20 protein-coding genes are annotated in these 22,458 nt (G+C 46.3%); 16 read left to right on the top strand and 4 right to left on the bottom strand.

Features of this window, described 5'->3' with window-relative positions; translation table 11 throughout:
* The first annotated feature begins 6 nt into the window (after window positions 1–6).
* Together ACQY6I_RS05240 and hda are read left to right on the top strand one after the other, a co-directional pair.
* The gene (locus ACQY6I_RS05240) at window positions 7–1,083 is read left to right on the top strand and encodes an AI-2E family transporter (RefSeq protein WP_428240415.1); all 1,077 of its coding nucleotides are present in this window, start codon (window positions 7–9) and stop codon (window positions 1,081–1,083) included.
* On the top strand, window positions 1,080–1,754 hold the full coding sequence (gene hda, locus ACQY6I_RS05235) for a DnaA regulatory inactivator Hda (RefSeq protein WP_428240414.1): 675 nt from the start codon (window positions 1,080–1,082) through the stop codon (window positions 1,752–1,754). Before ACQY6I_RS05240 ends, hda begins: the two co-directional genes overlap by 4 nt.
* On the opposite strand, the gene ACQY6I_RS05230 is transcribed toward hda, so the two are convergent.
* Window positions 1,751–2,242 (bottom strand): hypothetical protein, encoded by a 492-nt coding sequence (locus ACQY6I_RS05230; RefSeq protein ID WP_428240413.1) that lies wholly within the window; start codon window positions 2,240–2,242, stop codon window positions 1,751–1,753. The two genes, hda and ACQY6I_RS05230, sit on opposite strands and share 4 nt — an antisense overlap.
* A gap of 321 nt (window positions 2,243–2,563) precedes the next feature.
* Here ACQY6I_RS05230 and ACQY6I_RS05225 point away from each other — a divergent pair, with 321 nt between their 5' ends.
* From ACQY6I_RS05225 to rlmKL, 7 genes are all read left to right on the top strand, one after another.
* On the top strand, window positions 2,564–2,773 hold the full coding sequence (locus tag ACQY6I_RS05225; protein WP_428240412.1) for a hypothetical protein: 210 nt from the start codon (window positions 2,564–2,566) through the stop codon (window positions 2,771–2,773).
* A 12-nt stretch (window positions 2,774–2,785) separates the two neighbouring features.
* The gene (locus tag ACQY6I_RS05220; RefSeq protein ID WP_428240411.1) at window positions 2,786–3,556 is read left to right on the top strand and encodes a pseudouridine synthase; all 771 of its coding nucleotides are present in this window, start codon (window positions 2,786–2,788) and stop codon (window positions 3,554–3,556) included.
* Window positions 3,557–3,558: 2 nt separating this feature from the next.
* Window positions 3,559–5,370 carry an ABCB family ABC transporter ATP-binding protein/permease gene (locus ACQY6I_RS05215; protein WP_428240410.1) on the top strand — a complete coding sequence of 604 codons (1,812 nt, stop codon included), beginning with the start codon at window positions 3,559–3,561 and terminating at the stop codon, window positions 5,368–5,370.
* Window positions 5,371–5,480: 110 nt separating this feature from the next.
* The gene (gene ihfB, locus ACQY6I_RS05210) at window positions 5,481–5,771 is read left to right on the top strand and encodes an integration host factor subunit beta (protein ID WP_044618043.1); all 291 of its coding nucleotides are present in this window, start codon (window positions 5,481–5,483) and stop codon (window positions 5,769–5,771) included.
* Between the two features lie 35 nt (window positions 5,772–5,806).
* A complete protein-coding gene (locus ACQY6I_RS05205) occupies window positions 5,807–6,109 on the top strand; it encodes a LapA family protein (protein ID WP_428240409.1) in 303 nt (100 codons plus the stop codon).
* Between the two features lie 11 nt (window positions 6,110–6,120).
* Complete coding sequence (locus ACQY6I_RS05200) at window positions 6,121–7,275, top strand: hypothetical protein (RefSeq protein ID WP_428240408.1); 1,155 nt, start codon at window positions 6,121–6,123, stop codon at window positions 7,273–7,275.
* A gap of 155 nt (window positions 7,276–7,430) precedes the next feature.
* A complete protein-coding gene (rlmKL, locus tag ACQY6I_RS05195) occupies window positions 7,431–9,587 on the top strand; it encodes a bifunctional 23S rRNA (guanine(2069)-N(7))-methyltransferase RlmK/23S rRNA (guanine(2445)-N(2))-methyltransferase RlmL (protein ID WP_428240407.1) in 2,157 nt (718 codons plus the stop codon).
* Window positions 9,588–9,640: 53 nt separating this feature from the next.
* On the opposite strand, the gene ACQY6I_RS05190 is transcribed toward rlmKL, so the two are convergent.
* A complete protein-coding gene (locus ACQY6I_RS05190; RefSeq protein WP_428240406.1) occupies window positions 9,641–10,780 on the bottom strand; it encodes a class I SAM-dependent methyltransferase in 1,140 nt (379 codons plus the stop codon).
* Window positions 10,781–11,031: 251 nt separating this feature from the next.
* Here ACQY6I_RS05190 and ACQY6I_RS05185 point away from each other — a divergent pair, with 251 nt between their 5' ends.
* Together ACQY6I_RS05185 and ACQY6I_RS05180 are read left to right on the top strand one after the other, a co-directional pair.
* Window positions 11,032–12,009: a sterol desaturase family protein gene (locus tag ACQY6I_RS05185; RefSeq protein ID WP_428240405.1), complete on the top strand. Its 978-nt coding sequence runs from the start codon at window positions 11,032–11,034 to the stop codon at window positions 12,007–12,009.
* A gap of 24 nt (window positions 12,010–12,033) precedes the next feature.
* The gene (locus ACQY6I_RS05180) at window positions 12,034–12,453 is read left to right on the top strand and encodes a secondary thiamine-phosphate synthase enzyme YjbQ (protein ID WP_428240404.1); all 420 of its coding nucleotides are present in this window, start codon (window positions 12,034–12,036) and stop codon (window positions 12,451–12,453) included.
* A 26-nt stretch (window positions 12,454–12,479) separates the two neighbouring features.
* Here ACQY6I_RS05180 and ACQY6I_RS05175 read toward each other — a convergent pair whose 3' ends face one another.
* Window positions 12,480–14,132: an electron transfer flavoprotein-ubiquinone oxidoreductase gene (locus tag ACQY6I_RS05175; protein ID WP_428240403.1), complete on the bottom strand. Its 1,653-nt coding sequence runs from the start codon at window positions 14,130–14,132 to the stop codon at window positions 12,480–12,482.
* A 222-nt stretch (window positions 14,133–14,354) separates the two neighbouring features.
* Here ACQY6I_RS05175 and ACQY6I_RS05170 point away from each other — a divergent pair, with 222 nt between their 5' ends.
* The gene (locus ACQY6I_RS05170; RefSeq protein ID WP_428240402.1) at window positions 14,355–15,104 is read left to right on the top strand and encodes an electron transfer flavoprotein subunit beta/FixA family protein; all 750 of its coding nucleotides are present in this window, start codon (window positions 14,355–14,357) and stop codon (window positions 15,102–15,104) included.
* Window positions 15,104–16,033 (top strand): electron transfer flavoprotein subunit alpha/FixB family protein, encoded by a 930-nt coding sequence (locus ACQY6I_RS05165; protein ID WP_428240401.1) that lies wholly within the window; start codon window positions 15,104–15,106, stop codon window positions 16,031–16,033. The genes ACQY6I_RS05170 and ACQY6I_RS05165 overlap by 1 nt, the downstream gene beginning before the upstream one ends.
* 75 nt (window positions 16,034–16,108) lie before the next feature.
* Here ACQY6I_RS05165 and ACQY6I_RS05160 read toward each other — a convergent pair whose 3' ends face one another.
* Window positions 16,109–17,452, bottom strand: coding sequence for a substrate-binding domain-containing protein (locus ACQY6I_RS05160; RefSeq protein WP_428240400.1), 1,344 nt, complete (start codon window positions 17,450–17,452; stop codon window positions 16,109–16,111).
* Window positions 17,453–17,531: 79 nt separating this feature from the next.
* Here ACQY6I_RS05160 and ACQY6I_RS05155 point away from each other — a divergent pair, with 79 nt between their 5' ends.
* From ACQY6I_RS05155 to gspF, 3 genes are read left to right on the top strand one after another with little or no spacing between them, the layout of a single operon-like run.
* Window positions 17,532–19,688, top strand: coding sequence for a response regulator (locus ACQY6I_RS05155; protein WP_428240399.1), 2,157 nt, complete (start codon window positions 17,532–17,534; stop codon window positions 19,686–19,688).
* A 10-nt stretch (window positions 19,689–19,698) separates the two neighbouring features.
* Entirely contained in the window at window positions 19,699–21,231 is a 1,533-nt protein-coding gene (gspE, locus tag ACQY6I_RS05150) for a type II secretion system ATPase GspE (RefSeq protein ID WP_428240505.1), read from the top strand.
* A complete protein-coding gene (gene gspF, locus ACQY6I_RS05145) occupies window positions 21,231–22,439 on the top strand; it encodes a type II secretion system inner membrane protein GspF (RefSeq protein WP_428240398.1) in 1,209 nt (402 codons plus the stop codon). Before gspE ends, gspF begins: the two co-directional genes overlap by 1 nt.
* Window positions 22,440–22,458 lie beyond the last annotated feature (19 nt).

The raw sequence follows: 22,458 nt of genomic DNA, 5'->3' as shown, positions 1-22,458 counted from the left end.
CCCCCGATGGCGACTGAAAAGGATTTAATGGTGATTTCTGATACTCAAAAATGGTTAGTTCTGGTCAGCGTGCTGCTTTTCGGCATGTTTATTTATCTGCTTTCACCAATTTTGTCCCCGTTTCTGGTGGGTATTGCACTGGCTTATATGGGAGATCCGCTGGTTGATCGTCTGGAAAAGTTAAAACTCTCACGAACGCTATCTGTCGTAGTGACGTTTGCGGTGTTATTGCTGGTTCTGGTGGCGATTGGCTTGATTCTGGTGCCCAAGCTTGCCTCGCAGTTTCGCTTCCTGGCCGAGATCGGACCTGAGGCAATAGTGCGTTTCCAAAAAGAAGCTATTCCCTGGATCAATCAGAATGTAGGCGTCGATCTTGATGCCATAGACTGGTCATCCTTAGGCGCAACCATAAACTGGAAGGAAACGGGGTCTATTGTGACCAAAACTCTTGCCAGGGTAACCACATCGGGTATTGCTGTGGCGGCTTTTATTGGTAATTTGGTCCTGATTCCGGTGGTGACTTTTTATTTGCTGCGTGACTGGGACATTATGGTAGCGAGGATTGGTGATTTGATTCCTCGAAACTACTATCAGACGAGTACAAAAGTGGCTCAGGAATGCCACGAAATGCTAGGTGCTTTTCTGCGCGGGCAGTTGTTGGTCATGCTGGCGCTGGGAATTATGTACTCTATTGGGCTGTGGGTTGTTGGTCTTAAGTTGGCATTGTTGATTGGATTAGTGGCCGGTCTTGCCAGTATTGTTCCGTATATGGGATTTGTGGTTGGGATTGGGTTTGCTTTAATTGCCGCTATGTTGCAGTTCCAGGATTGGATGCCATTGTTGTGGGTCTGTCTGGTTTTTGCGATAGGACAAATGGTCGAAGGCATGTTGTTAACTCCTTTATTGGTTGGTGACCGAATAGGGCTTCATCCTGTCGCGGTTATTTTTGCGGTGTTGGCCGGCGGACAATTGTTTGGCTTCGTGGGCATTCTGATTGGATTGCCCGTGGCGGCAGTGATTATGGTGCTGTTGCGGCATTTGCATGCCAACTATAAGGGCAGTTCATTGTACGGGAAACCATGAAACCAGTTCAGTTACCTCTCGCCGTTAAGCTGCCTGAGCCTTTGGCTCTGGAGCATTTTTATGCCGAGGGTAATGAGGAGCTGTTAAGTTGTCTGGCCGATTTTGTCGGAAACGAAGAGCATCTGTTGTTCATTTGGGGGGAGTCCGGGGCTGGACGAAGTTATTTGCTGCAGGCCATGTGCAGAGAGCACAATGCTTTTTATTTTTCCTTTCGTGATACCGTCAACTGTGATCCTTCCCTGATGGATGGTTTGGAGCAGTACTCCCTGGTCTGCATTGATGATGTGCATCTGCTGTCAGGCAAATCGCGTTGGCAGGAGGCTATGTTCAACCTGTTTAACCGTACCCGTCAGTTGAAACGACAGCTATTGTTGGCCGCGGATGTATCTCCTGGGGAATTGTCCCTGGAAATGTCTGACTTGGTCAGTCGTTTTAGCTGGGGATTGATTTTCCGACTCCATGCCCTAAACGACAGCCAGATGGTCCGGGCCTTGATTGCCCGGTCGGAACGAAAGGGGCTGAATCTGACGCCAGAAGTAGCCCGCTATATTGTGACGCATTTTCCACGCGATGTTGGCAGCTTATTTCAGATGCTCGATACATTGGATTTGGCGTCTCTGACGCAACAGCGTCGGATTACAATTCCACTGATCAAAGAAGTGATTGGTTAACGTTGCTTTTGACCAAAGTCTGCCCAGAGTCTTTGCATTACCAGTACCTGATCTTCTGCTGAACTGAAGGACAGGTTATTGGATTCCAACAAATAACGTCTTTCCTCGTCGAAGTCGCTGCGATTGATTTCAGGGAACAGCTCAAACAATGATTTGATTTCAAAAGGAATATCTTTGTCGTAAGCATTGTAAAGTGCTTCAAGCCAGAGGGTGGCTGCATCTGTGTCTTCTACATAGACGATGCCCTGTTCAACATCCAGATCCAGTTCTCGGATTACATCCAGTGCGGGCTCCCCGAGTTGGTACAAATCCTCTCTGGTCTTGCTTAGGTGACTCTCAAGGTTGGCATCCCACTCAGTCCAGTCATCCTCTGGTTTGATAAATATACTTTTGTAGCAGCCGTCATGCAGTGTCCAACCCAGTGCAATGGGGTAGCTGCGCTCACTATAGCCAGAGGCTTCAAAACAAATAAAGACAGGATGTGTCAAAGTTAGATCCCTAATTGTTAAAGGCGTGTCTATAATACGGATTCTGGGGTGCGTCTGTTAGCAATAATTTATTCGTTATGAGTGAATATCGCCGTAACTGTCTGTGTGACCGGGCAGGGTGATTTTCTGATTTGGTTTCCCCCCAGTTGCGTATAAAGCCGATTGGATAGGGTAGGTGTCTGGCGTTCTTATCGGATTGATAAGTTGATCTAAGTTTATAGAAAAGATGTATTTCATTGGTAAAAGTATCGCAGATCGGTTATACCCCCGGCCGGCAATACATGTTGGCATATGTTCACAAACCCCATGGGAGGAGTCCTGATGTCAGATCTAATAGAACGTGATTTCTATGCTCGAGATCTTGAGGAGCAGCGTTCGTTTTTACAGTATACGTGGTGTAACCACTGCATGGAGATGGATCTCGGGATGGTAAATCCAATTGAATATGAGCTGGATGGCATTATCTACGTAGAAGGTGATTGTAAAAAATGTGGTGAAAAAGTCGTCACCGAACTGGACGACGAGGAATAATCAGGGTTCATTGTGCAACAATCGATTTTATTTGAAGACGACTATCTTCTTGCGGTGGATAAGATCCCAGGCATGCTGGTGCATAAAAGCTGGCTGGATTCATCTGCCACTCAATTTGCTCAGAATCTGGCTGAAGAATATTGTGGGCAGAAGTTACACACATTGCACCGTCTGGATCGGCCAGCCAGTGGTGTGTTGCTGTTCGGCAAAACCCCGGACGTCGCCCGGGCTATGTTGGGGCAGTTTTCTGAGCAAAAGATCCGTAAGTCTTATTTGTTAATTGCCCGAGGCTGGACAAAAGTATCAGGAGTGATTGATGCGCCTTTGGCGGAGGAACTGGATAAGATTGCGGATAAGTTTGCCAAAAAGGATAAGCCGGCCAAAGAAGCGGTGACTGAGTATTGCAAACTCGCTCATACCGAATTGGCGATACCGGTCAGTAAATACCCAAAAGCCAGATATTCTCTGGTATTGGCGGAACCGAAAACCGGTAGAAAGCACCAGATCCGCCGTCATTTTCGGAAAATATCCCATCATCTTATCAGTGATACCCGTCATGGTGATGGTCGTCATAATGACTTATTCATCCGTCATTTCGGTTGGAAGCAACTCGCATTACGGGCCATGCAGGTAGAGTTTAAACATCCTGCTAATGGTCAGGATGTGGTGATTCATGCGGGTTTGACAGATTCATGGCGGGATATATTGGCGCAACTGGGCTGGTCCCGGCTGACCAATGTTCTGGATCGTCCCATACCTGACTGGCTTCATCATATTCAGTAATTATGTCGAGTCGCAGAGCTGGTATCTATGAGGAAGCACCCAATAAGGATGTAAATGTCTGGTCGGTTCTAAAAGGACTGTGGCCTTATCTGATGGATTATCGCGGGCGAGTCACTGCTGCACTTGTGCTATTGATTCTGGCAAAAATCGCAACCGTAACCATGCCCTGGGTGTTAAAGCATATTGTAGATTCGCTTGATGCCAGTAAGGCTCAGGTTGTGGTGGTGCCTCTCGCATTGTTATTGGCTTATGGTGCTGTGCGATTTGCTTCTGTATTTTTAGGTGAATTGCGGGATGCAATATTTTCTCGTGTCACTGAACATACCATGCGTAAGACTTCGCTGGCGGTGTTTCAGCATCTTCATAAGCTGGAGCTGGATTTTCATCTTAATCGCCAAACCGGTGGAGTATCGAGGGATATCGATCGCGGAACGAGTGGCATCAGCTTTTTGCTACGAACAGTGGTTTTTAATATTTTGCCCACGCTGTTTGAACTACTCATGGTCGCGGGCATTTTGTTTGTCAATTTCAACGTCCTGTATGCTCTGATTACTGTGTCTGCGGTATCGGTGTATATCCTTTTCACCATCTACACAACTGAATGGCGCACCAGGTTTGTACGTGAGGCCAATCAGCTGGACTCAAGATCCAACTCACGTGCCATTGATAGTCTGTTGAACTATGAGACCGTTAAGTATTTCAATAATGAAGCCTATGAAAGTCGTGAATATGATCATTACCTGCAGCAGTGGGAAGCTGCACGGATGCGAAATCGTCTTTCTCTGGCTGCATTGAACAGTGGGCAGGCATTTATTGTTTCTGCAGCTGTAACCGTCATGATGATCATGGCTGGTTACGATGTTGCAGAAGGCCAGGTTTCACTGGGTGACCTTGTCATGATAAATGCCTATATGATCCAACTGTTTATTCCTCTTAATTTTCTGGGTTTTGTATATCGCGAAGTGCGTCGGGCGGTGGCTGATGTGGAAAACATGCTTGGCTTGCTGAACCGGAAACCAGCTGTCACCGATGCCGGCAATGCAACGGATCTGGTAGTACATCGGGGGCATGTTGTTTTTGAGAATGTTAGTTTTGGATACAGTGCTGAGAGGATGATCATCCATGACCTGAATCTGGAGATTTTGCCAGGGCAGAAAGTTGCCTTGGTCGGGCACAGCGGTTCTGGAAAATCAACTTTGGCGAGATTGATGTTTCGGTTTTATGATCCTTCCTCGGGCCGGATCAAGATAGATGATCAATGTATTGTGGATGTAACGCAATCAAGTCTGCGCCGTCATATCGGGGTGGTTCCACAGGATACTGTACTTTTTAATGACACCATTTTTAACAATGTCTGGTACGGCAATACACAAGCAAGTGATGCGGATGTCTGGCGGGCAATTGAAATGGCGCATCTTGGTGAATTTGTCCGTCAGTTACCAAAGGGGGCTGATACATTAGTCGGAGAGCGGGGGTTAAAAGTATCGGGTGGTGAAAAACAGCGGATTGCGATTGCCAGAACCTTACTGAAGGATCCTCCGATCCTGATTTTTGATGAAGCGACTTCGGCGTTGGATAGCAGAGCAGAAAAGGCAATATTGGATGCCATGGAGGAATTATCCAGAAACAGGACAACTGTGGTGATTGCTCATCGTTTATCGACAGTTGTGAATGCTGATGTGATTGTTGTGTTGGAACAAGGAAGGATTTGCGAGTTCGGTACTCATGGACAGTTGCTGGCCAGTGGCGGTCTCTATGCTGAACTGTGGCAAATGCAGCAGCAACAGGAATCTGAAAAACTCCTTAAAAAATAAAGGCTTGAGTTTAATATATTTGTCAATTACGCTAGCTAGAGTGTCATTGCAGGGGTCTGGGAGTGAGGTTCACTTGATTGACCAAAGATTCTGAAGATCGAGGAGGCACAATGACCAAGTCTGAACTCATCGAACGGATTGTCGAAAGACAAAATCAGTTGTCGGTAAAGGATGTTGAACTTGCCATAAAAACCATGTTGGATCATATGGCACAAACGCTGGCGAGCGGAGAGCGTATTGAGATACGCGGGTTTGGCAGTTTTTCATTGCATTATCGTTCTCCCAGGTTAGGTCGTAATCCTAAAACAGGGGAGTCCGTAGATTTGACTGGTAAGTTTGTACCGCATTTTAAACCCGGTAAAGAATTGAGGGATCTGGTAAATGCCCATATCGAAGAATGATCATGTGCAGACCTTAATAAGACCAGATTAGATGAATGATTAAATTTCTTGGTCGCATAGTTTTTATTGTCTTATTTTTGATTGTAACCGTTGCTGGTGTCGTCATCGGTATAGACAATCACCAACCTGTTTCGATTGCCTTTCTAAAGTTAAAAACTCCTGAATTACCTCTGTTTCTATGGCTGTTCATGGCATTAGGAATTGGTCTGTTTATTGGCGTTGTGCTGGCTTCATACTATGGTTTGCGAGCAGGTCATCAGATCAGAAAACAAAAGAAAGAAATATCCGTGCTGAGAACCCAACTGACAGAGATGCCCATTTCTGAGCCCAAAGAGTGAGTGGGTAACATATGAGCCTTGAAGTGGTACTTTTTATCGCTCTGGCGCTTATTCTGCTGGCTGCGGGTATAACAATTGGACGCAAATCATCTTTAAGTTTGTCAGGTAGTACTGTACAGACAGTGCCTGTAATTGAGCCAATAAACTTTGCAGAACCATCGGATAAGTCCATTCAGCAAATGATGGATCAGCTGCCAGTAACTCCAGAGACCGTTAAAGCTTACCTGAATGTCGCGAAGACGTTGAGACAAAAAGGTCAGTATGATCAGTCCATCATGGTATACCAGCATCTGTTTGGTCGGGCGAATCTGGCCAAAGTTGTAAATCAGGAAATCCAGCTACACCTTGCCCAGGACTACTATAACTTAGGATTAAGCAATCGCTCAGAAAGCCTGCTTATGAACCTTGTCAGGGAAAATTCTGTATTCAGATTTAAGGCCATTGCAGAGCTGGTTAAAATTTATGAACAGCAGAAGGATTGGCAAAACTGTATACACTGGGGAAAACAGTTTGGTCGCAAAATCAGCGAGCAGCAGAAAAAAGCATTGTCACATCATTTTTGTGAACTGGCGGAAGTGGACATTCGAAAGCGGGCATATGCGTCAGCAGAAGGACATCTTGCTAAAGCTTTGAGCGAAAACAAGCAAAGTTTTCGTGCCTGGTTGTTATATGCTCGTTTAATGGTCTTGTGGGATCACCCCAAAACTGCCATGAAATATCTGCAAAAAGCCATTCAGGCGAATCCGGTCTTTATCGCCGAAGTTTTCAGCTTTATCGATCAACAGGAGGTTGCATCTTTTGCGCGGGATGTTCGTGAAATGATTCACACCATCTCCGGGCTTGAAAAAATGCCTTCGGTTATGGCTGACAAACTGGTTAAAGACAAGCAACTGTTATTGTCATTGGGCCGGCAGGAAATAAACTCCAAAGTGGTTCAGTTATTAATCAATCAGGCTGACCTTTCCAATGTTCCTGCTGACCTGACCGCTATCATTCATTGGACTGACAAACACCTTGTTTCGCATACGTCCCACCAATGCAGTCATTGTGGTTTTGAGCTGAATAAACTGGAGTGGCAATGCCCAAGCTGTAAATCCTGGGAAACCGTTTCGGATAAACTTGACTGGGAAGCTCAGCTTTCCGGAAATCACCGTAAAGTCTTTTAAGTCGGACTGCCTAATTCCACAAACCATAGCTCTGGCGATACCTGCTGCTAATACAAATATCCGCCCCGACTAGGCCGTTATTTTTATTTTATTTTTGCTTGCGATTGTTTTGTAGCAAAATGGCGCACCGTCAGAATTGCAGACAAGGTTATCTTTTGAATTCACTATTGATCGTCAGTTGCCCCAAAGGTGTAGAACAGTTGTTGCTGGAGGAGTTAATCCAGCTTGGTCTTGAACATCCCAAAGAAACGGTTGGGGCTATATCAGGGTATGCCAGTGCCGAAGTCTATTACCGGATTCTGCTCTGGAGCCGCTTGGCCAGTCGTGTAGCGCTGGTGTTAGCGAGTGGACCGGTGACTACGTTTGAAACACTTGCATTTCATATTAATACCGTGGATTGGACTGAGCATTTGCGTGCCAGTGGTAGCTTTAAAGTTCAGTTTAAGGGCGAATTAAAAGATATTCGCAATGAGGTTTTTGGGGCCCAGAAAACCAAAGATGTAGTGGTCGATCAGTTTCGTCTCAAAACGGGCGTTCGGCCAAGTGTACAAAAAGATCAGCCCGATATTGTCATCGATATTCGAATCAAGAAAGGTCAGGCAACAATTGCCATTGATTTATCTGGTGAACCCTTGCATCGGCGGGGTTATCGCTTGGCTGGAAGTAAGGCTCCATTGAAAGAAAATCTGGCGGCAGCGGTGTTGTTAAGAGCCGGGTGGCCGACGATAGCGGCCAAGCGTGGGGCACTCATTGATCCAATGTGTGGATCGGGTACTTTTCTGATTGAAGCTGCCTGGATGGCTGGTGATCGGGCTCCTGGACTGACTCGTCACTACTTTGGTTTTAAGGGGTGGTTGCAACATGAACATGAGTTATGGAACCGGCTTTTGGAAGAGGCGCGTCAACGAAGATCAGCAGGTGAGGCACAGATCCCGCCACTACTAGGTTATGACGCCGATGCAGGAGTGATTCGCAATGCTAACGAAAATATTAATCGGGCCGGGCTTAAAGGTTTGGCTTTCGCTTACCATAAAGAATTAGCTGAATGGGTAAAACCGACTCATATCGATTTAAACCCGGGACTGTTGATTTGCAACCCGCCTTACGGTGAGCGTCTTGGGGAACTAAACTCACTCAAAGGTTTATACCGTTATCTTGGTCGTTTGCTGGTCAGTCAGTTGCCAGGTTGGCAAGCGGCTGTTCTGACTGGAAATCCCGATCTCGGGCATGCAATGGGTCTGCGAGCAGGAAAACAGTATCGCATATTTAATGGCTCCATTGATTGTAAGATTCTGACATTTGATATAGATGAACAGGCCGTCAGGAAGTCTGAGAAAAAGTCTGAAACTGGTCAGATTGAGCTGGGCGAAGGCGCACAAATGTTTGCCAACCGTCTAACTAAGAATCTGAAAAAAGCTAAAAAATGGCCGCAAACTCTCAATACCGATGCGTATCGGCTTTATGATGCGGATTTACCTGAATACTCTGTTGCCGTTGATCTGTATGGCAACTATCTGCATGTATCGGAATATAAAGCACCTGCGAAAATCCCGGAGGAAAAAACGCAAGCCAGATTGGCGGACATCATGACAGCTCTGCCTCAGGTGATGCAGGTTCCTGAAGATCATGTTTTTCTGAAAGAGCGGAAACGGCAGAAAGGCAAGCAGCAATATGAGAAGTTTGCCGCCGTAAGCAAAGAAGTCATCGTGTATGAGAACGGTCTGGAGGTTATTGTCAATCTCTCGGATTTTCTCGATACCGGTTTGTTTTTGGATCATCGTCCGATTCGTCAGTACATTCAAACCCACAGTAAAGGTAAGTCATTTCTTAATTTATTTTGTTATACCGGTGTTGCCAGTTTGCATGCCGCAAAAGGAAAGGCTTCCAAAACTACCAGTGTTGATTTGTCCAAGACGTATCTGAAGTGGGCTCAACGGAACTTTGAGCTGAACGGTTTCAGTGATCGCCACCACCAGTTTATCGAAGCAGATTGCAAACAATGGTTGCAGCAGGCGGCCAAAGAGGCTTCTAAATATGATCTGATTTTTATGGATCCGCCTTCATTCAGCAATTCAAAAAAGATGATCGAAGTATTGGATATCCAGCAGGATCATAGTGAGTTAATTCATGGAGCCATGAAACTTCTCTCTCAGGATGGAGTGTTGATTTTTTCCAATAATCAAAAAAAGTTTGTGCTCGACGAAACATTAGCCATGCGATTTGCTGTCGAGGATATTACTGCTCAGACGATTCCGTTGGATTTTGCCCGCACGCCCAACATTCATCGGTGCTGGATAATCAGGCATCGTTGATAGATGTCTACTGAAGATCTGACTGACTTCCCGTAAATGGTTTATGTGGGAAATCAGTCGGTATAGCGTTCATTTTTTGACTTTCGAGCTCTATATACTTTGAATCGATTGTTCTGTTTCACCATCTGACAATGACCAAAGATAGCTCTGAGTATTTTGGGGTAGTCCAAATGGCGATTGGCAACGACCCAAAGCTCACCATTCATTCGAAGAGTGCGGGCGGCTGTTTTAAACATCCAGTGAGCCAATTGTTCCGTCAACGTTGTGCCCTGATGAAAGGGAGGATTGCAAAGAACCAGGTCAAAGCTGTCTGGTTCATACGCCTCTAATCCATTGCCCGCAGATACTGTAATGTTGTCAATATGATTCAACCGGGCATTTTCCTGACAACAGGCAACAGCCTGGAAAGATTCATCAACTGCTGTAATGTGTGCTTGCCCTAGGTTTTTGGCTATTGCCATGGATAACAGGCCATTGCCGCAACCTACATCGGCAATATGTTTGAAGTCCTGAAGGTTAGTTAGTTGCTCCAACAAAAAGAGTGAACCGGAATCTGGTCGGTTGCCCGAAAACACATTGGGCGTCTGTTGCATTGAAAGCTGATATTTTTCCAGCTGATAGCCAGGTTTGAATAAATCAACTGAATGCTGGCGCTCATCTATCTTGCGAGCTTTCCATATTCTCGCTTTTTTACGGCCAGGCAAAAATTCAACGGGTCCGAATATGTCCGCGACCATGTCAAACTGACTTTTAGTTATGTGTTTATCCATCCCTGCCAGCCAAAGTTCCGCGTTAACAGGTAGCAGGTGATGCAGACACTTCAGCTGCCAGCTAAAGAACTGATTGTTCTTTGGAATTCGCATGAGCGCCAAAGACACCTGGGCCGCTGGAATTTTGTTTGCTTGGGTTGAATGAATGTGTCGCGAAATTTGATTTCCGGCAGTGTTCTCATGGATTGCCGAAAGTGACAAAAATGAGTCTGACCATACGGTCTCAACATGCTTGGAAAGGGGGATGCTGAGCGCCCCAAACTGATCATTAATGATGATAATGCGTTCAGCAGGCGATTGATGGAATATGTCCAGCAGATATTCATCTGCAGCATCCCACGCACGTAGATTGGCATTATGAGAGACAGAGTCTCTCTTTAAAATAAATGTTCCTGCAGGTGTGTTAAAAAGAGGCTCAGTCATATGCTTGTTCACTGGTTATGCCGGGATGTTAACGATAATGTAAGATGTTTCCAACTATAGTTTGGAGCAGTCTCACAATTGCGTGCGGCCAAAAGTAGGGTGCCCAAGTACCGAATGGCAACATAGAATGCCGTTGCCGCTAAGAAAAACCGAACCGTTTTTGTGAGCAGGATAACTCCCTTAAGTACTCTTTCCATTGTTCAGTTCTCTGCTGTGTGTGGCTCTTCCTATTTACGTCACAAGGACATTTTATGAGCCCTATTGAGGAAAAACGTACAGCCTCGTTTGGAGAACGGTTGCGTTCTATGGTGAAGAACGTTGCATACCCTTTAATATTTTTCCTGATATCAGGTTTGGGTTATCTTGCTATTCGGAACGGTTGGGATTATGGAATGACCTTGTTCGCGAGTACGATTCTCTGTATCGGTTATTTTATCGTGCTCGAGCAGATTATTCCGTTCAGGGCGGACTGGAAGCAGACTCCCAAGGAGTGGCGGCGGGACGGAATATATTTCGGGTTGATCATGTTGTATGGAGGACTTGGAGAGGCCGCAGTCAGAGCGATTGCTGTTGATCTTAGTCCGGATACGAACAGCTGGCCCTTATGGTTTAACGTATTGGTTGCGGTTCTGGCCGGATCTTTTGTCGGCTACTGGCAGCATCGGCTTGAACATCGAGTTGACGTTTTGTGGCCCGTGCATGGTATACATCATGTGCCTGACAAGGTAAATATCACTAATAATAGTGTGGTTCATTTTATCGAATTGATATCCGGGACAATTCTGACTCAACTCGTCTTACTGGCAATCGGTATTAGTGATGAAGGGTTGTTGATATCCGGGCTGTTTACGATCATGCAGGGATATTTCATTCACACCAATTCGGATATTCGAATTGGACCTTGGAACCACGTGTTGGCAAGTTGTGAACTACACCGTTTTCACCATAGTAACTATGTTCCTGAAGCCGGTAATTTTGGTTCTGAGATAGTGTTGTGGGACAAGTTGTTTGGTTCCTATATTTATCGTCCAAATCAAAAGCAGCTTGAAGTTGGAGTAGCGAAACCACATACGTTTCCCTCGCCATTCAATATTGTTAAAGGATGGTGGCACCCATTTCGGTATTGGCTTCGTCGGTTGGGGCGTCGACCACAGTACTTTTACACTGAGCGTAGCGATGTCCTGGTGAGGGATCCGCTTGAACATGCGGCTTCTACTGATTCACAATAGTCTTTTTCTCATTGGGAAGACTGCATGTGGTATCAAAAGACAATCAGACTTAAGGCCAGAGGTCGTGGGTTTCATTTGGTAACGGATGAAATCGTCGAGCAATTGCCTGAATTACGATCCATTAAAATAGGACGGCTGAACATTTTTATTCAGCACACGTCGGCTTCGCTGACAATCAATGAAAATGCTGATCCCAGTGTGAGAGGGGATTTCGAAACCTGGGCAAATACTGCGGTTCCTGAGAACTTTCCAGGTTTCGTTCATACTTATGAAGGTTCGGATGATATGCCTGCGCATATTAAAGCTTCATTGTTTGGACCCTCACTGGATGTTCCTGTCGGTAATGGCCTTTTGGCGCTTGGTACCTGGCAGGGAATATATCTGTGTGAACATCGTAACCATGGTGGCAGTCGATCATTAGTATTGACACTCAATGGCTGTTAAGCGCTACTTAACAGCCAAGGTTGATGCTACATGTTGGGGTAGTTAGGACCACCGCCACCCTCTGGTGTTACCCAGGTGATGTTTTGGCTGGGGTCCTTAATGTCACAGGTTTTACAGTGGACGCAGTTTTGAGCATTAATTTGAAAGTGTGTCTCGCCATTTTCCTCTACCACTTCATATACCCCGGCAGGGCAATAACGCTGCGCCGGTTCATCAAAACGTTTCAGGTTCACTCTGATGGGAAGTTCAGGGTCTGCCAGTTGCAGGTGGCAGGGTTGATCTTCTTCGTGGTTGGTATTTGACAGAAAGACAGACGAAAGCTTGTCAAAACTGAGAGTGCCATCCGGTTTTGGATAATCGATAGGGGGGCAGTCTGCAGCAGGTTTCAGTTGAGCGTAATCCGGAATTGGATCTCTCAGGGTCCACGGGGTTTTGCCATTCAGTAGATTGATATCCACGAATGCGTAAGCAGAACCCAGGATGTTTCCCCATTTGTGTTGTGCTGGTCCGAAGTTACGCTGTTGGTACAGTTCTTCATAAACCCAACTGTTCTGGAAGGCAGTCGTATAATCAGACAGATCCACGCCATTTTCTGCACCATTTTTTATGGCAGTGAAGACTGATTCGGCTGCGATCATGCCAGATTTCATAGCAGTGTGACTGCCTTTGATTTTGGCAAAGTTCAGGGTGCCTGCATCACACCCGATGATCAAACCGCCAGGAAAATGCATTGTCGGCAGAGACTGTAGTCCTCCTTTCGTAATGGCTCTGGCACCATAAGCAATCCGTTTGCCATTGCGTAGATATTTGCTGAACTCCGGATGATGTTTCATGCGCTGCATTTCATCAAAGGGGCTGACATGCGGGTTGGAGTAAGATAAATCCGTGATGAGCCCAATAACAACCTGATTGTTTTCGAGGTGGTATAGAAAAGCTCCCCCGGCTGATTTTGATTGTTTCAGCGGCCAGCCAGCAGAGTGAATCACCAAGCCTGGCTTGTGCTGCTCTGCCGGGATATCCCACAACTCTTTAATGCCAATACCATAATGTTGGGGGTCTTTGCCCTGATCAAGTCCAAAATCTTCAATCAATTGTTTGCCAAGATGACCTCTGGCGCCTTCTGCAAACAATGTAAATTTGGCCCGAAGCTCCATCCCGGGCGTGAAGCTGTTTTTTTCATTTCCTTGGGCATCAATACCCATATCACCGGTGATAATACCAACCACCTGTCCCTGTTCATTTTTAAGCAGTTGATGGGCTGTAAACCCCGGAAAGATTTCAGCGCCTAACTCCTCGGCCTGCTCTGCCAACCAGCGGCATAGATTTCCGAGAGAAATTACATAGTTGCCAGAGTTATGCATGGTTTTGGGGGCAAACACCGGTGGGACGTTAATTGATCCTTTAGCATCTTTGAGCACTAATATCTTATCTTCATTAACGGGGGTGTTCAGAGGCGCCCCTTTTTCTTTCCAGTCAGGGATCAGCTCGTTCAGTGCCCGAGGTTCAAAGACTGCACCCGATAATATATGTGCGCCAACCTCGGAGCCCTTCTCAACGACACATACTGTCAGCTCTGTCTCAGTTTCTTTGGCCAACTGTAATATACGAATGGCGGCAGACAGGCCCGCAGGGCCAGCGCCAACGATGACTACATCAAAATCCATGGAATCGCGTTCCATAGCTTTACCTCCAGTTCGGGTCTCAGAGTTTTGGTTAAGATTTGGCTTTGCTGGCAATAATCAAAGCATATCGATGTTAAAATTTAAACAAGCGTTTGAAATCAGCGTTTGAATCGTTCTAATATCGGCCGCATGTGTGGATAACTACCAACGAAATCCGGGATATTCTGGAAGAAACTTAGAATTTGTGCCAATGATTCATAAAAACGGGATGAAGAACCTATGAAAGTACTGGTCGCAGTGAAGAGGGTGGTGGACTATAACGTAAAAGTCCGTGTGAAACCTGACAATAGCGGTATTGATTTATCCAATGTCAAAATGTCGATGAACCCATTTTGTGAAATCGCCGTGGAAGAAGCGGTGCGGTTGAAAGAGAAAGGGGTGGCAACTGAGATTGTGGTGGTATCAATAGGCGAGGCAAAGGCAGAAGAGCAAATTCGGGCAGCTATTGCCCTCGGCGCTGACAGGGGAATCCTGGTGCAGGCAGAAGGGGCTGTTTCCTCACTGACTGCGGCGAAAACGTTGAAAGCGATTGCTGAGAAAGAACAGCCGGATATGGTTATTCTGGGCAAACAGGCAATTGACTCGGATAACAATCAAACCGGTCAGATGCTGGCTGCGCTGATGGGCTGTGCACAGGGAACTTTCGCTTCCAAGGTCGAAGTTGATGGCAACCAGGTACAGGTTACCCGTGAGATCGATGGTGGTCTGCAAACAGTCAAATTACAGTTGCCTGCGGTCATTACGACAGATCTGCGTCTCAATGAACCCAGATATGCCAAGCTGCCGGATATCATGAAAGCCAAAAAGAAACCACTGGAGAAAATCACGCTTCAAGAGCTGGGAGTGGCGGTCAGCACGTCACTGACGACCTTGAAAGTTGAATCGCCAGCAGAACGATCTGCCGGTATAAAAGTCGCCAGTGTGGCGGATTTGGTCGAAAAACTGAAAAACGAAGCGAAGGTGATCTAATGAGTATCTTAGTGATAGCAGAATATGACGGCCAGGCATTGGCACCTGTAACCTTGAATGTAATTGCTGCCGCTGCACAGATCGGTGGAGATATTGACTTGCTGGTTGCTGGTTCAGATTGCTCCTCAGTTGCAGAAAACGCCGCAAAAGTTCCCAGTGTGGCTAAGGTATTGGTGGCGGATCAACCAGAACTGTCTCATCTGTTGGCCGAAAATGTAGCTGAGTTGATATTGTCTATCGCAGACAAATACAGCCATATCATTGCTCCGGCAACCACTAATGGTAAAAACTACTTACCACGTGTAGCTGCTCTGTTAAATGTTGAGCAGATATCTGAAGTAATTGCGGTGGAAGGTCCAGATACGTTTAAGCGTCCCATATACGCCGGAAATGGAATCGCCACGATTCAATCTGCAGATGCAGTCAAAGTGATGACTGTCAGGGGTACCGCGTTTGATCCGGTAGCTGCCGAGGGCGGTTCTGCATCGATTGAGAGCGTTTCGGCTCAGTGTAATAAAGGCGTTTCTGAGTATGTATCGGAAGAAGTCGCTGAGAGTGATCGTCCGGAGTTAACCGCAGCGAAGGTTGTGATATCGGGTGGACGAGGTATGCAAAGCGGTGAAAACTTTGCCATGCTGGAGAGAATTGCTGATAAGTTGGGAGCGGCTGTCGGGGCATCGAGAGCAGCAGTGGACGCAGGGTTTGTGCCTAATGACATGCAGGTTGGTCAAACCGGGAAAATCGTAGCGCCGGATTTGTACATTGCGGTTGGTATTTCTGGTGCCATTCAGCATTTGGCAGGTATGAAAGGTTCTAAGGTTATTGTGGCTATCAATAAGGATGAGGAAGCCCCAATTTTTCAAGTGGCGGATTATGGTTTGGTTGCAGATTTGTTTGATGCAGTACCAGAGCTGGAAAAGGCACTTTAGTTATTCTCCTTCCGAAGTAACAGCCCGGATTTTTCCGGGCTGTTGAGTATTCCGTTACCGATATCCTCTCAATGGTTATTTAATCCATACTTCCACGCGATTGTTTTTGTTCGCGTATGCCGTATTTTCGTTGGTTGCGACTGGGTTGATATCCCCATAGCCACCTAGTTCAATGGAATTGCTGATGCCAGCTGAACGCAATGCTTCTTTTACCTTGTTGACACGTAACTCTGAAGTTAAGCTGGCCCGAATCTGGTGGCTGGTTTCACTTGAAAAGCCGAACAAGATAATTTGTTTGTTGGCATTCTCAGGTTGTTCGAAGAATAGTTTCAAACGTTTGACATCGGCTCTGGCTTTGTTATCCAGCTCCATGGCATCAGCCTGAAAGCGAAAGTTCACAGATAGGCGTTTTGAGCTTTGAGCGAGAACCCGATAACCAACAGGCATATCTGGTGCGGGGTGATTCTGATAGCTCAGAATGTTCTGTGAAACAAACCCAGTTTGCTCAACAATGTTCTGGCCCTCAGGGCCAGTGGCGAAATTTAGAAAGTCTTTCACAAACGGGTTGTTGCTGGTGGCTTTGTAAAAATAAAGCCTTCTGGCCAGAGGATAGTCCTCAGTGGCAATGGTGGTGGTATCGGGGAAAAAAGCGCTGGCTCCCATATCGTTTACTTTGATGGCTTTGGCATTGTTAATGGTAGCCAAAGCCGTAAACCCTATTCCTCCCAGATCCCTTGCGACCTGATCAGAAAGCTTTTCATTGGATTCGAATCGTTGGGCTTTGTTTGACAGTTTATAACCGCGACCAAGTACCTGACTGTTAAACGTATCATAAGTACCTGACTTGCTGTCCCGGGCATATACATGAATAGGACGGTTTGGTCCGCCAATTTCAGACCAGTTGCTGATCTGCCCTGAAAATATCTGTCCCAATTGATCAATATTTAAACGTTCAATGGGATTGTTACGATGTACGATAATGGCGAGGCCATCAATACCCAACACAAACTCATGCATACCATCAACCATGTTGGTCTCAGGGAATAAACGGCTTTCTTTGTTTTTAACCGGGCGTGATGCCGCTGCCAGGTCCGCTTTCTTTGACTGTAGTCCTTTGAATCCAGTACTGGATCCATGGGCTGCAACATAGACGCTGACCCGCCTGTTATTAAAAAAACCACTAACTAACTGTTCGTTCTCTACACCCGAAGCGTTAATTTCTGTATCTTTCACCCCCTTGGTACTCAGGTAGGCTTTAATAAGATTGGGGCCTAGATGCGCGCCTATGGTATTAGAGCCATGAATCGTAAATAGTGGGGTGTTGTCGGGGATTTTTCCGATTTCCTCCAATGTCGCTGCTGAACACGGTACAGATGTACAAAGAAATAATAAAAGAAAGGTGATTTGCGCCTTTTTCATAGATAAAGCTATGCCTCCACGTTAGACCGCGGCGGATACTAAATAGTAATTATGATGGTTGCATTAAATTGGAGTATTCATGGGGCTTCTGTTCAATCCGGTATCAAAAGTTCAAAAAGACCGGAAGATTCTAAAAAAGATCGATAAGGAGCTGGCGGTCAAAAGTCTGCCCAGTATGCTGAGCTATTTTGTCGTGTTTTTACTTGTCGACTTTGCCATGGGCTTCAAGTTGGAGACACGGATGATCAGCTATGTCATTGGGATGACGATTCTGGTTATCGCTATTCTTCGGATTTTTTATGGCCTCCGATTTGATGGTATTTATGCCAAAGGGCCACATCGCTGGCGTACACATTTTATGTCGCTGTCGTTGCTGAATGCCGTGATTTGGGGAGGGATTCAGATATTTATCCTGTCCAATGCCCAATTCTTCCAATCAGAAACCTTGATGTTGCTGTATAGCTCGGCAATTACCGCAGGTACGATTACGTTGTATTCCTGTTATATCCGTTATGTGCGGGCTTTTGTATGTCTGGTTCTGATTCCACCGGCGGTATTTTTGTTTTTCCGTGCCAACATCCTTGATTCCATCCTTGCCGTGGGAATGTTGGTTTATCTGATATTTTTACTGCGTCAGGCTCAGAAGTTGTATACCAGTTTTTGGGATCGGGTTGAATTTTCTCAGCAGTTACAGCAACAAGTTGCTTTGTTGAATGCGTCACGTATTGAGCAGGTACAGAGAGCCGATGTTAACGAGAACGTATTGCACACACTAATGGGGCTCATCAAAACACCATTACAGGGGGTGTTGGGTATGTTGTCGCTGGTTAAGCAGTCGCGCCTGGATAATGATCAGCGTCAGGCTTTGGAATTAGCGACTCAGTCTGGGGACGCGTTGGTGGCGCTGATGACTGATCTGGAAGACTATTCAAAGATACAGAGCGGTAATTTTCAGCTGGATTTTCAGTATTTCGACTTGCGCAAGTTTACCGAGAATCTGGCCGAGTCATTAGGGCATCAGGCCCATGAACTCGGACTGGAACTGAGTTATCTCTATGATATCAATGTTCCTTCGCGGGTTAACCTGGATAAGAAACACGTAGGACAAGTTATTCAAAGTCAGATCCAGCTGGCACTGAACTTTGCCAATGAGAACGAAGTCGTGTTCAAAGTGTCGATGGAAGACTCCAAAAAACTCGGTTCAGTCCTCAAGTTTTCGGTATATTTTGAGTCCATAGAGCTGGATATCGAAGAACTCCGTCGTTCCAGTACAGGGTTGTTGCTGGAAGGTAGCGAAAATATTGACAGTACGGCCTTGTCATTGATGATTTCCACTCGTCTGGCGCAGATTATGGGTGGCGATCTGGCATGCAATGAAATAGAAAGTGCAGTCTATTCCGTAGTGTCGTATGTGCCTTTGGAAGCATCAAGTCAGCAGATTGCCCAATTTCAATCCAGCAAGGAGTTGGAACAGAAAACTCTTTGGTTGGTTGCCATGCCGCCAAGAGCAGCTAAAGGTTTGGCAGGGGAGACCAGTGCCTGGGGGATGCAGGTGCAACAATTGCCGACTTTTGATGTGCTACTAGAACGGCTGTCGGAAAACCCTGATTTCATTTTGCTAAATCTACCGCTCAATGACAACGATGAGACGCTGTTGGCATTTCTTGAGCAACTTTATCAGCGTAAAAGCGAAAATACTTTGCTCATTTTATATGGAGCCGTCAAAAGTAAAAATGTGCTGATTGACAGATTAGGTCGGGTGCCGTATTTAACCAAGCCAGCAGGTCGTTACTCTCTCCATGATGCTTTTTTGCAGTTGAATGAGGAAAAGCAGGAAGGCATTGTAGAGGGGGATATAGAGGATAATGCTCATAAGCTTATTTTACTGGCTGAGGATGACTTGGTCAGTCGAACTGTAACAGAATCGATGTTAAAAAAGCTGGGATATCAGGTTGTATCTGTGGAGAATGGTCGAGAGGTCGTAAACGAAACCCAAAAACAAAAATATGACCTAGTCCTCATGGATTGCTTAATGCCCGTGTTAGATGGCTATGGAGCCGCTAGAATGATACGGACGATGGAAAACAACCAGTCCAGGGTGCCAATACTGGCACTGACCGTTCGAAACAGCGAAGAAGAAAAACGGGAATGTCTGACAGCCGGTATGGATGACTTTATCTCCAAACCCATAACACTTGAGGAGCTGGCCAGCGCACTCAAACGCTGGATAGGTTGATTAAACGATGATGGAACAACAACACCCCACGAAGACGGATAAGTTAGTGACTGAGAGTGTACATTTAGAAGCAAGAGCCCGGTTACCATTCAGCTTTGCCAAGCGCAAGGGAGTGGTTATCGATTTTAAAGAAGATGATCGCCCCAAATTACTCTATCGGGTTGATGTGGCATTAGAGTCTCTTCAGGAGGCCAGGCGTTTTGCAGGTGTTAATCTGGTTCCGGAACAGGTAACAGAGGAAGATTTTAATCTTGCCCTCAACAGGATATATCAGAGTGATTCGGACGAAACCATGCAAATGGTCGAGGGGCTTGGGGATGAAATGGATCTCCGAAGCCTGGCCGACGCGGTGCCTGAAACTGAAGATCTTCTGGAGCAGGAAGATGACGCGCCTATTATCCGTTTGATTAATGCTCTGTTATCAGAGGCGGTTAAAGAAGGTGCCTCTGATATTCACATTGAAACTTTTGAGCGTAAATTGCTTGTTCGCTTCCGGGTTGATGGTGTGTTGCGTGAAGTGGTTCAACCAAAAAGAGCACTGGCACCATTATTGATCTCTCGTATCAAAGTTATGTCGAAGATGGACATTGCTGAGAAGAGAGTACCTCAGGATGGCCGTATTGCACTGCGGGTGGCGGGCCGGGAGGTAGACATAAGGGTGTCAACCATACCCTCAAACTATGGTGAGCGGGTGGTACTGCGTTTGTTAGATAAACAGGCTGGCAAGCTGGATTTGAGCCACCTGGGAATGAACAAGCGGGCTTATGATGATATTAAGAAGCTGATTACCAGACCGCATGGCATTATCCTGGTCACTGGGCCTACCGGTTCCGGTAAAACCACAACCCTTTATGCTTCTTTGGAAGAGTTGAATAATCAGGTTCGAAACATCATGACCGTTGAGGACCCTATCGAATACAGCCTTCCGGGTATTGGTCAGACACAAGTCAATACCAAAGTGAATATGACGTTTGCGCGGGGGTTGCGGGCGATTTTGCGTCAGGATCCAGACGTCGTGATGATCGGGGAGATTCGTGACCTTGAGACAGCACAGATTGCTGTGGAAGCCTCGCTGACGGGGCACTTGGTGTTATCGACCCTGCATACAAACAGTGCCGTTGGATCTGTTACCCGTTTACAGGATATGGGGGTCGAGCCGTTTCTGCTGTCTTCATCATTAATCGGTGCATGTGCACAGCGTCTGGTCAGAACTCTTTGTCCGGATTGTAAGCAAGCGGTGAAAGCCGATAAGGCTGAATGTGGTTTTCTGGGTGCTGATCCGGCCAATCCACCGACTATTTATTATGCTAAAGGGTGTGGTCAGTGCCGCAACAGTGGCTATAAAGGGCGACTTGGTTTGTATGAAATTGTGAATGTAACGCCCACGCTACAACGACTCATTCATACCCGGGCCGGTGAGCAAGAGTTGGAAGCTGAGGCTCGTAAGTCAGATCCAAGCATATATCATGATGGTATTGCAAAGGTACTGCAGGGATTAACGACTGTTGAAGAAGTATTACGTGTTTGTCGTAAGGAGCTCTAGTGGCCGCTTTTGATTATATTGCCATTGATGAAAAAGGTAAGCGTCGTAAAGGAGTCCTTGAAGGCGATAGTCCTCGTCAGATCCGGCAACTGCTCAGAGAAAAAGGGTGGTTTCCGACTGAAGTAGAGCTGATCAAGGAGAAAGGTGGAAATGTGTCTCTGGGCCGGAAAGGCCCGTCAGTATCCAGCGCGGATCTTGCCTTGCTGACCCGGCAGCTGGCTACGTTGGTTGGCTCTGGTATGCCTCTGGAAGAATGTTTGAAAGCAGTCGCGGAGCAAAGCGAGTCAGCCAAAATTCGCTCCATGATGATGGCTGTTCGCGGAAAAGTACTCGAAGGGCATACCCTGGCTCAGGCTTTTGGCGAATATCCGCGTGCTTTTCCACATCTTTATCGTGCAACTGTCGATGCAGGGGAGCAGTCGGGTCATCTTGAAGCTGTCATGGATAAACTGGCCGACTATGTTGAAGGTCAGGATGCCACTAAGAAAAGCATACAGATGGCTGCCGTATACCCTACTATTCTGGTCGTGATTGCTTTATCCATTGTGGTTTACCTGCTCAATACGGTTGTTCCGAAGATTCTGGATGTCTTTATATCCAGTAATCAGGAACTTCCCAAACCAACCCAGATATTGTTATCCGTGAGTGACTTTGTTCGTGCTTACTGGTTGGGGATGGTTGTGTTGGTGATCTTGCTGATATTTTTTAATGTTTGGTGGGGACGAACACCTGGAAGAAAGAAAATTAAGGACCGGTTCAAGTTAAAACTGCCCTTAATTGGTAAAATGATCAAAGGTTTTAGTACTGCCAGGTTCGCGAGTACATTGGCGACATTGGGAAGCAGTGGCGTACCTCTGGTTGATGCTATGCGAATTGCTTCGCAGGTCATCGGCAATCTTGAGATTCAGGAAAAAGTGACGGCTGCTACCCAGAAGGTTAGCGAAGGGGAGTCTTTGAACAAGTCTTTGGCGGCGACAGGCTACTTTCCTCCGATGATGATTCACATGATAGCCAGTGGCGAGGCCAGTGGTGATCTTGAGCGAATGCTGGAACGAACAGCAAATACACAAGAGCGAACTCTGAAAGAATTAATTTCCACAATGTTGACTCTTTTGGAGCCGTTAATGCTGGTGGTAATGGGTATGATCGTGATGTTGATCGTTATGGCTGTGGTTCTGCCAATCGCTCAGCTAAATTCAAATATTTAAATAAGTAATAGAGTAAGGA

Source organism: Gynuella sp., from assembly GCF_050297175.1.
Taxonomy (GTDB): domain Bacteria; phylum Pseudomonadota; class Gammaproteobacteria; order Pseudomonadales; family Natronospirillaceae; genus Gynuella.
This window is presented reverse-complemented; position numbering and strand designations above follow the sequence as displayed.